Source organism: Paenibacillus sp. MAEPY2 (assembly GCF_000499205.1).
Lineage (GTDB): Bacteria > Bacillota > Bacilli > Paenibacillales > Paenibacillaceae > Paenibacillus > Paenibacillus vandeheii.
On record NZ_AWUK01000003.1, the window covers coordinates 1 to 13,295 of the forward strand.

21 protein-coding genes are annotated in these 13,295 nt (G+C 44.8%); all 21 read right to left on the reverse strand.

The window, feature by feature from the left end; all coding sequences use genetic code 11:
• Positions 1-206: 206 nt before the first annotated feature.
• Positions 207-587 carry a hypothetical protein gene (locus P364_RS0101360; protein WP_024628373.1) on the reverse strand — a complete coding sequence of 127 codons (381 nt, stop codon included), beginning with the start codon at positions 585-587 and terminating at the stop codon, positions 207-209.
• Positions 584-790, reverse strand: a complete 207-nt coding sequence (locus P364_RS0101365) for a hypothetical protein (protein ID WP_024628374.1) — start codon at positions 788-790, stop codon at positions 584-586. Before P364_RS0101365 ends, P364_RS0101360 begins: the two co-directional genes overlap by 4 nt.
• Before the next feature lie 137 nt (positions 791-927).
• Entirely contained in the window at positions 928-1,248 is a 321-nt protein-coding gene (locus P364_RS0101370; protein ID WP_024628375.1) for a hypothetical protein, read from the reverse strand.
• Between the two features lie 203 nt (positions 1,249-1,451).
• The gene (locus tag P364_RS37240) at positions 1,452-1,727 is read right to left on the reverse strand and encodes a hypothetical protein (protein ID WP_161634223.1); all 276 of its coding nucleotides are present in this window, start codon (positions 1,725-1,727) and stop codon (positions 1,452-1,454) included.
• Positions 1,702-2,433: an ATP-binding protein gene (locus P364_RS0101385; RefSeq protein ID WP_024628378.1), complete on the reverse strand. Its 732-nt coding sequence runs from the start codon at positions 2,431-2,433 to the stop codon at positions 1,702-1,704. The genes P364_RS37240 and P364_RS0101385 overlap by 26 nt, the downstream gene beginning before the upstream one ends.
• Before the next feature lie 5 nt (positions 2,434-2,438).
• Positions 2,439-2,804 carry a hypothetical protein gene (locus tag P364_RS0101390; protein WP_024628379.1) on the reverse strand — a complete coding sequence of 122 codons (366 nt, stop codon included), beginning with the start codon at positions 2,802-2,804 and terminating at the stop codon, positions 2,439-2,441.
• Between the two features lies 1 nt (position 2,805).
• Positions 2,806-3,198 (reverse strand): hypothetical protein, encoded by a 393-nt coding sequence (locus P364_RS0101395; RefSeq protein WP_024628380.1) that lies wholly within the window; start codon positions 3,196-3,198, stop codon positions 2,806-2,808.
• The gene (locus P364_RS37500; protein WP_161634222.1) at positions 3,185-3,325 is read right to left on the reverse strand and encodes a hypothetical protein; all 141 of its coding nucleotides are present in this window, start codon (positions 3,323-3,325) and stop codon (positions 3,185-3,187) included. The genes P364_RS0101395 and P364_RS37500 overlap by 14 nt, the downstream gene beginning before the upstream one ends.
• 123 nt (positions 3,326-3,448) lie before the next feature.
• Complete coding sequence (locus P364_RS0101405) at positions 3,449-3,739, reverse strand: hypothetical protein (RefSeq protein ID WP_024628381.1); 291 nt, start codon at positions 3,737-3,739, stop codon at positions 3,449-3,451.
• 2 nt (positions 3,740-3,741) lie between these two features.
• Positions 3,742-4,197 (reverse strand): hypothetical protein, encoded by a 456-nt coding sequence (locus P364_RS0101410; RefSeq protein WP_024628382.1) that lies wholly within the window; start codon positions 4,195-4,197, stop codon positions 3,742-3,744.
• On the reverse strand, positions 4,194-4,349 hold the full coding sequence (locus tag P364_RS37505; RefSeq protein WP_161634221.1) for a hypothetical protein: 156 nt from the start codon (positions 4,347-4,349) through the stop codon (positions 4,194-4,196). The genes P364_RS0101410 and P364_RS37505 overlap by 4 nt, the downstream gene beginning before the upstream one ends.
• A gap of 5 nt (positions 4,350-4,354) precedes the next feature.
• Positions 4,355-5,818 (reverse strand): fibronectin type III domain-containing protein, encoded by a 1,464-nt coding sequence (locus P364_RS0101420; protein WP_024628383.1) that lies wholly within the window; start codon positions 5,816-5,818, stop codon positions 4,355-4,357.
• Positions 5,819-5,822: 4 nt separating this feature from the next.
• The gene (locus P364_RS0101425) at positions 5,823-7,553 is read right to left on the reverse strand and encodes a hypothetical protein (RefSeq protein ID WP_024628384.1); all 1,731 of its coding nucleotides are present in this window, start codon (positions 7,551-7,553) and stop codon (positions 5,823-5,825) included.
• A 69-nt stretch (positions 7,554-7,622) separates the two neighbouring features.
• On the reverse strand, positions 7,623-7,826 hold the full coding sequence (locus tag P364_RS0101430; protein ID WP_024628385.1) for a hypothetical protein: 204 nt from the start codon (positions 7,824-7,826) through the stop codon (positions 7,623-7,625).
• A 71-nt stretch (positions 7,827-7,897) separates the two neighbouring features.
• A complete protein-coding gene (locus P364_RS38015) occupies positions 7,898-8,044 on the reverse strand; it encodes a hypothetical protein (RefSeq protein WP_161634224.1) in 147 nt (48 codons plus the stop codon).
• A 101-nt stretch (positions 8,045-8,145) separates the two neighbouring features.
• Positions 8,146-8,304, reverse strand: coding sequence for a hypothetical protein (locus P364_RS0101440; RefSeq protein ID WP_024628386.1), 159 nt, complete (start codon positions 8,302-8,304; stop codon positions 8,146-8,148).
• A 256-nt stretch (positions 8,305-8,560) separates the two neighbouring features.
• On the reverse strand, positions 8,561-8,812 hold the full coding sequence (locus tag P364_RS0101450; RefSeq protein WP_024628387.1) for a hypothetical protein: 252 nt from the start codon (positions 8,810-8,812) through the stop codon (positions 8,561-8,563).
• 874 nt (positions 8,813-9,686) lie between these two features.
• Entirely contained in the window at positions 9,687-10,286 is a 600-nt protein-coding gene (locus P364_RS0101455; protein WP_024628388.1) for a MerR family transcriptional regulator, read from the reverse strand.
• A gap of 178 nt (positions 10,287-10,464) precedes the next feature.
• A complete protein-coding gene (locus tag P364_RS0101460; protein ID WP_024628389.1) occupies positions 10,465-11,769 on the reverse strand; it encodes a hypothetical protein in 1,305 nt (434 codons plus the stop codon).
• A gap of 542 nt (positions 11,770-12,311) precedes the next feature.
• Positions 12,312-12,533 (reverse strand): hypothetical protein, encoded by a 222-nt coding sequence (locus tag P364_RS0101470; protein WP_024628390.1) that lies wholly within the window; start codon positions 12,531-12,533, stop codon positions 12,312-12,314.
• Entirely contained in the window at positions 12,530-13,006 is a 477-nt protein-coding gene (locus P364_RS0101475) for a hypothetical protein (protein WP_024628391.1), read from the reverse strand. The genes P364_RS0101470 and P364_RS0101475 overlap by 4 nt, the downstream gene beginning before the upstream one ends.
• Between the last annotated feature and the right edge of the window lie 289 nt (positions 13,007-13,295).

A 13,295-nucleotide genomic window follows, 5' to 3' on the forward strand; every position in this document is an offset into this window, starting at 1 on the left:
CATGTGGAATGAATATATTGATCTACTGAAAGAAATCAGGTAGAATAATACCCAAAGCCATGTTATTAGCGTGCGCGCCTGTTCCTCTGATCTTATCCATCAGTTGAGCAGCTGAGGGTTGTCCAGACCCAAGCCGCCGTGAAACGTGGCCTTTTTAGTTGTTACAGCAAATTCTACCATGATTCTAGTAAAATGTGCTATATAATTTAGATTCCCCCCTTTATATTTCCAGTGTGAAACTTCCTCACAGCCGTTTGCGCCCTTCTCAAACCTAGTACTTCACCATTCAAACTAATACGATGAGGATGATTTTCGTCCAAAGTTTCAATAAGTTTTCCAGTCTGAATCATCATTTCATCAATTGCATAAACCAAATCTATCAGCTTTTCACTGATTAATCTTTCATTTGCTATATCCTCTAGCGTAGGCAATGCATCATGCTGTTCTCGAAGCAAGGCAATTTCCGTCTGGATCACATCCATTTCTTCCAGATCCATTGCCGGACTGACTTTAGCCGCCAAAATCATCATTTCGTTAGCCAGTGCCAAACGCTTTGCATTGACTTCCTCAACCTTCTTATAATTCACTTTCCCCATCCCCCTTTTTCATTGTGAAGCCTACGGAAGTAGTCCGCGTAACTCTCATATGTACCCGCTGCAATCTCCTGATCGATCTTAGCCCATTCGTTTTCTGGCAAGTTGATCCGAAGAGGCTTTGACTGCCCCATCTTCTTCCGGCCTGAACCTTCCCTTGCGCCGCCATAATTTTCGCTATGCCACTTATCTCGCATGCCTGAACCTCCTTGCTTTTGCTTCTGAACTCATTGTACCGCATAAACTTGAAAAACGCAACACTTTTCATTTGCGCCGGGCAAACTTGGTTTTAGCAACACTTTTCAATATCGCTTAAGCAAAAAAAGGCCCACCCTTATTCCGGGCAGGCTTCTTTCCGTTTCATCCTGGCATCAATACGTTTCAGAAAACGATAGATTACAGTATAAGCACACAATACAAAAACGGTCATGATTATTTGGATCAAAACCAAAACCGTTGTTGGCTTTCCAGAATCCATGAATGTGTTAAGTATTTCCCATTCGCCTGGATTCATCTGAGACATATTAATCATTACGCCTTTTCCAAACATCACGATCAACCCAAACCATATTGCTGCTTCCAATACACCCATTACAAAAGGCGTTATATCAATTGGTTTTTTCTTATTCTCCTGTACATTCGCTTTCCATCCCATTCAATCACACCCTTCACAGAATCACATCATATTCTTGCTTAATCCGCTGCCGGATCGAATTCATTTGCTTTCGGCATTCATTCATGGCCTTAAAATCTATTGCCCTGGCTGCATCGAACAGTAGCCGCTTATAGTACCTCAGTTCATCCCTGGCGCGATAGATTTCCCTTACATCCGTCCTGGTCATCTTTACGTATGGCCTACTAAGCATGGCACAGCTCCAACGCCTCTGATTCTTCCTCTACCCGTCTTACTTCATCCAGGTAGCTTTTATATTCCCTGGTCGTCATTTCGTCCCTGCTGATGGCATAGTACGTCTTCTTGGATATCTGCACCCTACGTTCTGCGAATTTGGATTTACGCTGCCAGTGCAGCAGCCTGGACGGAACCAGGAACCTATCAAACATGGCTGCCGTTCGTTCAGCAACATCTACCGAACGCCAAAAATGATATTCAGCGTGTAATTGGGTGTATCTCACCGGATGCATCGAAGGGTAATGGTATAACAAGTGCTGAGGGTCTTTCTTCAATATTTCCTGCGGCACGATTGACATATATATTCCTCCTGGATTCGTTATGTACTAGCTCTAGTTGATCCATAAACTTCTCCGCTGCCTTTTCCGTTTTCGGCAACGGAAACCCTCCGACGAATGAGTGAGTATCAAACAGATTAAGCTTGTGAATTTGACCCACTCGGCCACCAGGAAGGAACCTGGAATGAAGCAGCTGACCAAACTTCCCAAAACTGTCGGCCTGGAAGTCGTAATAATCAATTTGGATCCCCTTCTTCCCCATTGGCCGGACATGAAGCAGGACTTCCAACATTTCACGGATACGCGTATCTAAACGGTTAATGCTTGGTGTGGCAAAAAGCTGAATACTTGCCATTTTACGAACAAATGTCAGAATGTCCGTGGCAAGCGTGTTTTCGAATTTCAAGGATTTTCGGCTATCAAAGGAACGGTGTGCTTCATCCCATGCAATGATAGAACCGTGGGCCTCAGCCACTCGAAACCAATCTTCCGGCCTTTTCATTCTCGATGCGCCGTATAGGTCATAATTCGCAAACAATTTGACTTCCCCGCCCCGGTTCTCGATCGCATTTTTGTAATACCATGCCATCATGGACATGACTGTCGTTTTCCCGGCCCCCAGCGGCCCTACAACGCCTATATTATGCGGCATGAGTGTTAACCCCTTCCTGGCTTAATTGCTCGTCCATCGGCCATGATAATCGGCTTAGGCGGCTTCGGTATCAGTTCCTCAATCGTTCTCAAGAACGTTTCTGGACGTGCTATGGATTTTTTGTATTCTTCTTTAATGTCCTTAATGATCGATTTATACGGATTCTGCTTCCCGTGCAACCGTTCATTGTTGCCCAGGCTTTCCAGGAGAACCAACGCCCGTACCTGATCCTCGCTGAACGGTGCAGCATAGTCACTCATGAATTCCAGGACTTGTTTTACATCGGAAACGTGCTGAACCGTAGGAAACAAATCGTCATTGATAACTGATTGGATCTTATCTGCATTCTTCAATGCTCCCGCTTGATTCATCCTAACCACCCAATCCTTTGATAATTAAGAACAGTGCAACGATACCGCCCACAACCAGCATGATTTTCCCAATTGGTGCTTTGGCTCCCGATTCGTACTCTTCCGGCGCGAAATGCGTGATTTGACGCAAGACCGTGGAACGTTCCAGGGCCGCAATACGCTGACAATCCGTAACATTTTCTACGCTAGTCGGATACAAGAAGACACGCCCTTTTGGGCCTGTAAAACTCTTCAAATCTCCAAGCGGTATGGCATAATTCCCGTCCAGGGATTCCGCAAAAACCCGTTCGTCATTGATTTCAACAACTGGCGCAATGGCTGCTGTTCCATCCTCTTTAAAAATGCAAAGTACATCCTGCGGTGCGTATGGTTCTCGGCTATTAAACAATCCCACGTTGTTTTGCTCCCTTCTTGGTCATAATCTTTTTGGCAACCCACAATCCTGGTAGAACAACAACGGCAATACCCAGGCTCAAGCCCGATCCAATCGCCATGAAATAACTGAATACATCTGCTTCCATTTCGTTCATCCTTTCCGGATTTTTTGATATATGCAACACTATTCAAGGTACGTATCTTGAATGATGCACCTCTTTTCAATATCGCTTAAGCAAATTTTTAAATCCGAGTGGCCACAGTCGGAATTACCACCACTTACTTCCATCCTTGATGGCGTAATACATCCGAATAATGACTTTGACTAACTGCAAAACGGCCAGGAGTATAATGCCGGACAGTAGAGAATTCACAACGGCCTGGAATGGTGTTGGTAGGTAGCTAATGAACCCAAAATAGTTCTGCAAGCTGATCCCTCTTCCGGCTACCAAGCTAACTTCATTCAAATACTGGATAGCCAGTTTCAAGAACGTTAGTGGGCCGTTGAAAATCGAATCTATGAAGTTCCTGAGTGGTGTTGGAAGGAAATATTCATACACTCTTAATCCCCTCCATTACGAATACTTCCCAAGATACGCAATGCCGCCCAACCTACACCGAACCAAATACAGAATTGAAGGACATAAGCCAGGTTTGCCATTTGATAGGTTTCCAGGCCACCGACTACATTTTTGAAAATAGGTGTCCAACTGCCATCATTCCGGGCTGTTGGTGTAAAGGTGAATCCGGCCAGGGTAACAAATATTCCTTTGATAAAAGCCAGGAGCAGCTTGCCCAGGATTAAAAATAATTTGATCAAGGTTATCGCTATTTCAGCCACTTTATAGACAAAATAGAGCACCAGGGCAACAACGATAAAAATCGGCTGCAGCAACTTTTTTAAGAAGGTAAATAAGGTCTGGAATAGGCTGCCGAATAGGTCGCCCATGAACTGGAAGAGTCTGCCGAACATTCGGGTAAAGAATGTCCAGCTCGCTTCCATAATTTTTTTGATCATATGTTGAATTGCTTCCTGGCACTTTTCACGAGACGTACCAGGGAATCCACGATCTGGTCAACAAAGGCCAGTGAGCAAAAGACTAGCAGTATCGGAGCCAAGTAAGTCAGCATGTGAGTTCCTGCAAATTGAAAAATATCGGTCACTGACATTTGGGTCATCTCCTTTTCTCATAAGGGTTTAAAACCGTTCCTTTGACTGCCGGAACGTCTGTTTTACGCCTTGAATAATTCATTAACTTAACAACCAATCCATACAGCACAGGGCTGAAAATAACCGCCAGGATTAAAATAATCCAGGGTGCATAAATGGCTAGAAAGGCAAGCGATGTGGCTATCATGTCGTCAATCTTTAGGAAGGACAGTGCATCATCCAAAACGCCCTCACTTGGGCTTGTCGGGTTATTACTGCCCCCCTCCGTCCCATCTTCCATAACAGCTTTGACATCTGCTCTATTCACAAGATTAGCCGGGTTGTAACCCATATCTCTTGTGATCTTGTATTCGAAGACATTTGGCCCAACGGTAGCGATTAACCGATTATTCAAGTAAATCCGGTATGACGATGCCCCTTCTGTTTTCTGCCAAGTCACTAACAAGAATCCGTCCTTTGCTTCCTGCTCTGTATCCGTTACAAGAGCCTTTGTCGTGAACTTCACTACTGAAGAAGGTTCAGATACATTACCGGAAGTATCTCTGGCAACAACATACAACTGATATGTTGTTCCAGGCTTCAAGCCTTCCAATGTGAATCGGTTTGTTTTGATCCAACCGGAGAACCCCTTTCCGTCCAGGTACACCCTATATCCGTCCAAATCATCTGCCTTGCTTGCATCCCATGTGGCTACGGCTTTAAACACATCAGGATCAACGGTAACCTTGGGAACCTTGTCCGGTGGTGTAGTGTCCGGTTCAGTCATTTTGTGGCTTACCGTTGCCCCTGGGTACTCATGCCCACCTCTATCAATCGGAGCCACCTTAAACGTGTAGGTTTGTCCAAGACTCAAGCCCGGAACTCTGTATGAATTGGTTCTAATCTCAGCGTTGTAACTCGCTCCATTCAAATACACCTTATATCCCGTTAAATACGCTGATTCCACAGCAGTCCAGTTTAATAAAACCCCATCCGTCCCACTTTGTTCAGCTTTCAAGTTATTAATAACAAACTTGCTTGCATCCGGGTTTGCCGTTGGATCAACATACATTTTGATATCGTAAAATGTTCCTGGCCCGCCCTCAGTCCCTATCCTACTGAGCGTGACCTTCGTTACACCTTTTAGATGCAGTTCAACAAATGCGTTACCTGTGTTTCCTGAAATTTGTGTTGTCCCCGCCACATGACTAACGTCAACCTTTGTACTGGAACCATAAATTCCGTTGACTCCATACGTAGAATATCCGGCAATGTCAACGGGTTCAGGAAATGTATATGCCCAGGTTCCTGACATCTGAGCTCCGGTAGCTGTATTTCCATCCGTAAAAACAGTAGTTGACGATGCATTCACCTTAAACGGCTGCCCCCTCAAAACATCAACATAGTGTGATGGCAAAGTAGCAGCAAAAGCCGAACCGAATGGAATTAAGACCATCATTAAAAACATAATGGAGATTACTTTTTTCAAATCATCACCCCCCAACGTTTGGAATTGGTATTGTCCCTGTACTTGGGTCTGGTATTGCCGGACCCCCTCCTGTGCCTCCTGGTATTGGTGGGTTAGAAGGTGTAGGGCTTGGTAACGGTGGATTGGAAGGTGTAGGATTCGGTGTTGGCCCTGGCCTTGGAAGATCAAAAATGATCTGCTTTGGCTTCGGTTCTTGATCTCCGGTATCCACCTTATCCGGTTCCTTTATCCCGCCGCTGTTATTGTTTGAATCCCCTGGCAAAACTGCTTTACCCGGATCGTCATATTCGATATTGTTCAGTGGTTCAGCTATATCGAAAGGCTTCGATTCGTCCTTCACTTCAATAACTGGTGCATCCCGTTCCAAATCAAACTTGATATCACCGCTGTTGTACTCTTCGGGAACCTTTGGTGTAAGGTTTTCCACTCCCGTTGTCGTGTCCAGTTGTGGTAAAGGTGTTTCTGTATCCTGTTTTATTTGCTCCTTGCTCGGTGGAGCCGGAACGTCTCCCAGGTAGTCAGACAAATGCCGGACGGTTGCCCTGCCGATCTTGTCGGCAATGTCATCCCAGTCCGGTGGTGGTGGTAAGGCTGCTTTAATGGCATCCGTTAAATCATTCATGACCAATTCCCAACCAGGACAAGCAAGCATCTGATCCAATTTTTCGCATGTTCCGCAATCCGTCCCAGGATTGGACGGGTTCGTTCCTGGCTCAGACGGATCAGGCCCAGTTCCATCCGTAACGTTCAAATCTGATTGCCCGATAGGCTTCCCATCTGTTCCAACGGCAACAACGCTATAACTCCCTGGCCCCGCATTTTTGTGTGTTGTATCTTCTGCTGAATTGGTTGCAATCTTCTGACCATCCTTCCATATCTGTACTTCCTTTGTGCCGGATGGTGGATTGTTCCATTTGATGTCTGAACCATCTTTACGCGCGCTCAGGTCGTCCCTGCCGGACGCTTCATCTTCCGTGTAAGATTTACAAGCCGGATTTTGTATAGCCGTTGTACGGGCATCCTCCGTCTGGCTGACAAGCTTTCCAGATGAGTCAAAAAAGTTAATTCGGTATGTACCGTTACACGTCAGATAATGGATACCTGTAGGCTTGAAAGAATAATCCAAGGTATGTACCGTTCCCGAATCGCTTGTAAAGTACAATTGATACTTGGAAATACCAGCAGGAGCCGTATAATCTGCCCTGTATTCATCCCGGTAAGATACGTAATAGGAATTCAACGGAATTTTAGTGACGTTTCCCGGATCTGTTCCACCACTCCCGTTCCCCAAATCTCCGTACTTGGTCGGCGTGCTGCCGTTATAGGTGTAGTTGATCAATTCCGCTGAATCCGCATCGCTCACAACGACACTCGATACCTCTATTAACGTTTCTTTGGTAGTAGTTTTTTGAAGCTCAATCTGTACGGATGGAACCCTTTTGTCCAGTTGCACATACGTATCTGTCACCTGTTGTTTTGTACCATCCGAATATTTGATATATAACTTGTCTGATCCTAGCCCTTCGAGACTCCGAAATCTCAAATTTACCAGGACACCATTACTGTTCGAAGCATCGGCCCTCAGAGTCGTATTGCTGAATTTGTCACCCAGCAGCCTTGTACCAGCCTCATTCGTATGAGCATAGTAATAGTTGTTAAGCTGGATATCCAAAGCAAATGCAACTCCCGGAACCAAAAAGAGCAAAAACGGTACAACCAGCATCCAACGTTTCAAAATAAAGCCCCCTTAAGAAAAATAGCCCAGACACGTTTAATGTCTGGGCTATTTCCCGCGCGTGTCACCTTATTTGGTCGCGAATTTTTTGGATGCGTAGCTTACCAGCTTCATGACCAGGCCGTACAGCACTGGCGAGAAGATTACACCGAGTACAAGCAAAATCCATGGTCCGTAGATCCCCAGAAAGCTTGTTGCCGTGGAAAGCATGTCAGGCACACTAAATGGTAAAGTTACTCCAGAAAAATCAGCAGTTACAGCAGCGGTATTCATAATATTGTTTTCCTCCTTGGAAAATGGTTTATTTTGTTTTTTTATAGAGTGGGTTTTAACCCTTGTCTCAGTTAGTAATACTTGACGTCAAAATCATCTTGGTCGGGCCGTTCCTGGCCCTTACGTGCATCCGATACCACATCAATGATCACGATCACGACCATGTATACAACGAATATGGATACAACGATCAAAAATAACGGCATATTGTACTGCATGAACCACTTAACATTGGCCCAAAAATCACCCAATTTATCAGCAGTAAACCATGATTTTGGGTAATACCTAGTTGGATCTGTCGTTGTTAGATGATTTATCATCATGCTTTAGCACGAGTTACGGCTTTAATAATTACGGTTATGAGAATCCCCACCACAATTGGCGCAACTACAACCATAACGAACGGTGATACCGTAGCCATGTTGTTTCGGAACATTTGCCAAAAAAACGAGAAATCCCATAAATCTGATACATTCAACCGCTATTCCCCCTTTCCACCATGTGCCATAGCGAAAATACGGTATGTATCACGCTCAAGCCTAAAGTGAAAGTAAGCAGCAGCCGGAGTAAATCAGGATTACCCAATAGCCAAATGAAAGTCGCGCCAATTAATGTCGCCATGATATCACCAACCTAACAAAAACCCGGGAAATGACAGCACCGACAAGCGGCACAGCAAAAGCCATGCCAATCATAATAGCCGTGTCATGTGGACTTGCATGAAAATCCACGGCTTACCCCCTCCTTTCCCAAACGGTATTCAGCAACCATTTGAGTACCTGAAAGGCCAACAACAAGAACAATGCAGAAGAAATCAGTATATCCCCCAGGGTCAGTTGATGAGCAAAATTAAATGAGCTGCCATTAGGTAAGACAATTGTCTCCACATGTGCAAATGCACCCGATGCTGTATCCTCTGCGACTTGTTCCGGTAATGGTGGAACAATCGGTTGTTCAGGAATTTGAGCATTTTCCGGGTTTTGCACTGGCTCTCCCGGTGTTGTTTCAGAACTTCCGGTATTGGTTTCAGTCGAATCAGTGACGGGTATTGGTTGTTCTGTACTTTCCGGTTTTTCTTGTGGATCAGCAACATCAGTGGACGGCTGCGTTGTCTGTTCCTGCTGTACAACTTCATCGTTTATTTTTCATCACCACCTTAGCAGAATATAAAAAAAGAGGTGTCGCCTTATTCGGCGCACACCTCTCCCTGATTCGACACACCTACAGAAAATTTATCCTACGATGCGACTATTGCAACATAGGTAAATATGCTCTAGGATGTGTGAAGGGAATGAGTGTGTGTGCACTCTGACCCATACGCCCTGTAGGTGTTGGTAGCACCTAACAGGGCTTTTCTGCGTTCAATTGGAATTGTTGCCCCAATCATAGCAGATGTTTCTATGCTTGTCACCGTGGCGTTTTGTATCATATACAACGCACCACGTTTGCTGATATTTTCTAATTTTTTTTGCTGGAATTATGTACTTGGTATGATCTTCAAGACCTACGAACATATTTTCCGCTCTGGAAACATCATAAAAAAAAAATTGGGTCTTGTCTATCCTTTTATTTGGAATATTTTTCGTTAATGATCTGTTCAATCACATTTTTAGGGTTTCCCTCTTTTGCCAATTCATCTAATACTTTTTGTTTCAGGTTAATGCAAATGCTCTTTACTACCTCGCTTGGGTCTTTTCTTGGTCTCGCCACTTGCCTGATACACTACCTTTCTATCAACGACAATCACCATCCTTATTGTTTTTTCTTTTTAGCATAACCAAAAAGCAGCCCCCCGGTAAACTCTGGAACTGCTCAAAATATGCGTGTAACCGTGCCGCGTCGTATAGAGATAGTATATCTCTATTTCTTCTCACGCCCCGGCCTGTCGTATATCGCTTCTGCTCCCCCGGCTTTTTTCTTCCAAATGGCCTCGGGATCAGGGTCGGCACTTTTGGCAGCTTTGCGCCAAAACATCCAGCCTTTCCGCGCTGGTTTCTCAGCAGCCGCCGCAAGCAGCCTCTTAGTTTCTAACGTTTCCCTTAGTATAACGCTGATATTATTGTTCTGTTCGTCCATACGCTTATGCAGCCTAGCTATTTCGTCCGCCTGCTGCCTATTCAGGTCTGCCAATGTCTGAACAGCTCCCAACAGTTCACCGTGTTGCATTTCATGTTGCACAATTTGCGTAGAATCTGGCTCAATTACGCTAGGCAACACGCTACCGGATGGCTCTCTATGCCGCGCTGCTATTACTTCCGCGCACTTTTCAACACTCAATCCCGACCGTTGCCGTAGTGCCTGCAACTCACGGAATACCGTAGCGTCCACCTCACTATATTTCCTATCATTGTTGTCGTCACGCTGGACAACATACCCCTGTGCTTCCAGAGCAAGAGCATATTTACGTACCGTGTTGCTGTGCACGTCCAAAATCTCAGCTATATCCTTGGTTTCTAGCATTTTTCCAATCTCCTTTACAGTGGGATGTGTTGCCAACATACCCAACATTATAGACTGATTAGTGCCCGAATCATATCCATCACAGACAAATCAGGCACGTCACCATTGTTTTACACCTCAGTTTTTGCTATAGTTGGTGCATACATAGTTTTACCAACGGCCCTAATAATCCCCAAGATTATTGGGCTTTTTCTTTGTCCAAAATATTATCTGCATTATGCAACCTCTTTTTAGTCAATAGTTCATTTAACAGCACCAATTTATCACTAGATTTCTGACGTTCAGCCATACGCATTTTAAGCATTTCCGTGTCCATATACTCCCTACGTTTCCGCAAGACATCGCCTTCAAAATCCTTTTCCTTCTCTTCTTCGTAGTCATGTACCATACTCACAAACACTTTCAGGGCTTCGTTCATAGGGTCGGCATCCTCTGGTAACTCTTCGTTTAAAATTAGCTTCATCAAACGTCCCCGTATTTGGGAAACCTCGCGCTGCTTAGTTGAATCAATATCTTTCAAGCGAAAAATATGCTGCCCACAATCTACGAATCTATTAACGTCTCCTGCACGTACCAAGCCCCAAAAAGCAGAGTTATGACTATACTTATTCGTTAAATGCGTCCAGAGCAAAGACAAACCATCCAGGCGCAACAGAAAATCCATGGAATCAAAAATCCCTGTCTCTCCTGTCTCTTCACAAGCAAAACCTTTCAAATAGTCCCTATGTACTTCAAACTCAATATTCCAAACCTTTTCCGGGTCCATGCCATGATTTTCATAGATTTCACGGAAATAGTCCTTTTTCTTCTTCGTGATCTCAAGAGACTTGTTATAGATACGCAATTGCAGCCTGGAGCGATCACCATAGTAAACCGTCTCAAACTCTCCCGTACATGGGTCTAACTTCATGAAATTCGGCTTATTGTCGTCAGCAACGTTCCTTGGATAGTCCAACGTCTTTAAATCGTCTAGCGTCCATTTAAATTGGTCTGAGTGGACACACAAGTCAATCCTGTTCGGTTTGGCTGCATCATACGCAAATCCAAGAGCCGTCAAAACCTCCAACGATTCCAGGAATGCATCTTGCGCCCCCAATTCCCACAGTTTGAATTGATTGATCTGCACCTTAACCGGATATGTACCGTCATTACGCCGCCGCCGCGCAAAGTAGATAGCCATGTCTGCATTACGAATCTGGAACGCATAGATGGGAGCCTGGCCGCTAGATTCTATTGAGAACGTCACAGGATATTCATAACGGCTCGTTTGAACCTGAACATAGTCCGTACCTTCTCCCTCTTCTGCAACGCTCTTACCGTCCACCAGCTTGTCCAAAAACCCAGCTTGCATAACTTCGTCATAATTGTCTGCATCGTATGTATACCAAAGTGTATCGACGTTGAACACACAACGTTTTGCATCAGGCTGGAATCTCTTTTTCCCCCTATATGTACCATTAGATTTCGTATATTGCTCAGGCATAACCTTTCCCCTCTTCCCCGGACACTTTAGCACCACAAAGCGCATTCGATTTTCGTTAAAAAACAAGTTCTTTTCTAAGATTTTCGTACGATTTCCTCCGTTTTTCTCCACCGTTCGTGTGGTGGAAGGCCCAAACCTTAGAGCAGTACGGGTTTGGAACGTGTTGGGAGGTCGTACCGTGACCCCATATTATAGACAATGGGGTCTGGGCGATTCTTTCGCACGTATCCACCCCTAAACCCTTTTTAAAAGCCCTTTAACTGCATAAACAATCTTCTTGAAAGCGACATACCATAGATACAGCCAACCTGGAATCATGCAGAAAACCGCCACTTTCAACCACAACGGCCAATCAGTAAAGGCCAAAACCTCCATAACAGCACATCCTTTATTATGAATTTTTCACTATATGAATAATTCAGAACAGTCTTTTTTCACTTCTTCAACTTATTTAACTCACTTGCAACAAAGGGCGAAATCCCAATGAGTATTACAAGGAATGCAGCAATCCATATCATGGAAGAAACACCTCTCTCTTCATCTCAAAATAATCTTGTTTGGACGAAATTCTCTCTTGTTTCCTGAATTTCGGCATTTTCGCCCGTTTCAGCCGATTCCTCAACTCTATTAGAAGCTAAGAAATGCTCTTTACCGCACCCAGGACACTCATAAGTGACATCCTTTTGACGAGATAACGCCAATTGCATCCGATCTTTTAAACTGGTTCCGGCTTTTTGGGCACATGCCCCACAAAGTTTTTTCATTTTGCTTCCTCCTTGGATTTCAAATCTCTCAATTCGTCCATATTCGTGCCTGCTGGATACAAATCCGTAAGCGACACATATGTAATTTCATCCCCGTAACCTCTCACCCAGTACCCTTTACCGTCATCACTCTTGTAAATAGGCTCATTGGGCTTCTCAGGCTTCGTTTTTGGCGCTTTTGGACTCTTCGGAACCTCTTCATAGCCGTATTCCCTCAACATCCGCTTAAACAGCTTGTAAACCGTGATGATGATGAAAGGGATCGCCACCATAAGCACGATAGGAAAAAGCATATGAAATAAATCTAATGTTTCTCCGAAAGCATCTGATACTGAAAGCGAACTCGTCATTTCACTCATCAGTGACGAAAGATCAACATCCACAGGCTCGGAATCTTCAACAACATTTCCCTGATAATAGGGTGACGCTGGATTTATATAGTTCATCGGATTCATTGGGTTAAACAAGTCCATATAAAAACTCCTTTCTTCGCTCCGCTGGCTCAAGGGCCAGCCCTTGAGAATCCATTTTCTCGCTCCGCTGGCTAAAGGGCTTGCCCTTTAGAATCCCACTCCTCGCCGGGTGGCAGGGTCCCGAACGCAAGGTTCGGGACAGGCTGATAGGGTTGGCCTGGGAACCGCTCGTAAAGGGTTCGCTTCGCCCGCTGTGCGGCCCTTGACGGCTTTCTATTGATCGTTGGACTCAAACTACGCAAAAAGGCCCCCGGCTCGATAAGAATCGAAACCAGGGGCCCCTAAATGT

Excerpts from the sequence above, each read along its gene's own strand:
- P364_RS0101430 (WP_024628385.1), bottom strand. The coding sequence starts at position 7,826 with ATGAATACCGCTGCTGTAACTGCTGATTTTTCTGGAGTAACTTTACCA.
- P364_RS0101370 (WP_024628375.1), bottom strand. The coding sequence starts at position 1,248 with ATGGGATGGAAAGCGAATGTACAGGAGAATAAGAAAAAACCAATTGAT.
- P364_RS0101365 (WP_024628374.1), bottom strand. The coding sequence starts at position 790 with ATGCGAGATAAGTGGCATAGCGAAAATTATGGCGGCGCAAGGGAAGGT.
- P364_RS0101385 (WP_024628378.1), bottom strand. The coding sequence starts at position 2,433 with ATGCCGCATAATATAGGCGTTGTAGGGCCGCTGGGGGCCGGGAAAACG.
- P364_RS37505 (WP_161634221.1), bottom strand. The coding sequence starts at position 4,349 with ATGTCAGTGACCGATATTTTTCAATTTGCAGGAACTCACATGCTGACT.
- P364_RS0101455 (WP_024628388.1), bottom strand. The coding sequence starts at position 10,286 with ATGCTAGAAACCAAGGATATAGCTGAGATTTTGGACGTGCACAGCAAC.
- P364_RS37500 (WP_161634222.1), bottom strand. The coding sequence starts at position 3,325 with ATGGAAGCAGATGTATTCAGTTATTTCATGGCGATTGGATCGGGCTTG.
- P364_RS0101390 (WP_024628379.1), bottom strand. The coding sequence starts at position 2,804 with ATGAATCAAGCGGGAGCATTGAAGAATGCAGATAAGATCCAATCAGTT.
- P364_RS0101410 (WP_024628382.1), bottom strand. The coding sequence starts at position 4,197 with ATGATCAAAAAAATTATGGAAGCGAGCTGGACATTCTTTACCCGAATG.
- P364_RS0101460 (WP_024628389.1), bottom strand. The coding sequence starts at position 11,769 with ATGCCTGAGCAATATACGAAATCTAATGGTACATATAGGGGGAAAAAG.
- P364_RS38015 (WP_161634224.1), bottom strand. The coding sequence starts at position 8,044 with ATGCAGTACAATATGCCGTTATTTTTGATCGTTGTATCCATATTCGTT.
- P364_RS0101470 (WP_024628390.1), bottom strand. The coding sequence starts at position 12,533 with ATGAAAAAACTTTGTGGGGCATGTGCCCAAAAAGCCGGAACCAGTTTA.
- P364_RS0101475 (WP_024628391.1), bottom strand. The coding sequence starts at position 13,006 with ATGGACTTGTTTAACCCAATGAATCCGATGAACTATATAAATCCAGCG.